Here is a 1141-nt window from a genome sequence, read left to right on the forward strand (position 1 = left end):
GGCCTGGCTCGAGCGGCAGGTGCTCCCCGACGACGAGCGGGCCGCGGTTGCTCGCCACATCCGCGAGATCGATCGTCTGGCGGAGGATCTGGCGGACCTCGACGGTGACATTGCCCGTGACGCGGTTGATGATCCGCAGGTCCGACGGCTGCAGACGATCACCGGCGTTAACGCTATCGTCGCAACCGGCATCATCGCTGCCGTCGGCGACATCTGCCGCTTCAGCCAGCCGCAGCGACTAGTGAGCTACTTTGGCCTCAATCCGCGTGTGCGCCAATCCGGCCTTGGCATCGCTCAATATGGACGGATCAGCAAACATGGGCGTTCGCATGCCCGTGCCATGCTCGTGGAGGCCGCCTGGGCAGCGGCAAAGGCGCCGGGTCCGCTCAGAGCCTTCTTCCTGCGCATCCGCAACAAGCGAGGCCATCAGGTCGCAGCTGTAGCGGTTGCGCGCAAGCTGGCGGTGCTGATCTGGCATATGCTGACGAAGGAGCAGGACTACTTCTGGGTCCGCCCGGCGCTGGTGGCAGCGAAGCAGCGGCAACTCGCCCTCCAGGCCGGCGCGCCCAACGAACGCGGTGTCGGCCGCCGCGGTTCAGCCTACGCCTACAACGTGAAGGAGTTACGCAACAGCGAGAAAGCTGCGGCCGAAAATGCCGAGCGTGTCTACGAGCTGATGATCCGACACTGGCGAACACGAGGGCCGAAGCGGCGCACGGACGCCACAAAGGAGGAACGACTATAGGCTGCGTGGCGGCGCTCTCATCCACCCTCGCGCCGCTCTTTGCCACGTGGTCGTCCGTGCCGGGCGAATATATCACAGGGAGTCTCCCGGCACGACGGCCACCACCCGGCCAGCTTCAGCTGGGCGCCTTGTCGTGTCGCCCTCAAGGCGTGGCCTGGAAACGCCACGCTAGCGGACCCGGCTGTGCAGCGGCCAGCCTTGACCGCGTCTCGACAAGGCGCCAACCGCGACGCATGGGCCGGGACGGAGAAACGGCTTCAAGCCGAACAAAGAAACTACATCGGAACCGACATCAGGCTTGTCGATGTCATCCGTGGTGTAGACGATGCGCCGCTCGCTGGAGTTCGTGTCGTGGAAGGACAGCAAGGCCGTCTGCCGGCGCTCAGGGCAATCTAC

The 1141-nt window shown here is 65.2% G+C and carries 2 protein-coding genes; one reads left to right on the top strand and one right to left on the bottom strand.

Going from position 1 to position 1141, the window contains the following annotated elements:
* A partial coding sequence (locus EOA23_RS34965) for a transposase (protein WP_245474456.1) occupies positions 1-745 on the top strand: 745 nt, incomplete at its 5' end.
* Positions 746-913: 168 nt separating this feature from the next.
* Here EOA23_RS34965 and EOA23_RS36195 read toward each other — a convergent pair.
* On the bottom strand, positions 914-1141 hold a 228-nt coding region (locus EOA23_RS36195), incomplete at its 5' end, for a hypothetical protein (protein ID WP_210212527.1).

The organism is Mesorhizobium sp. M2A.F.Ca.ET.042.01.1.1 (assembly GCF_003997405.1).
GTDB lineage: Bacteria > Pseudomonadota > Alphaproteobacteria > Rhizobiales > Rhizobiaceae > Mesorhizobium.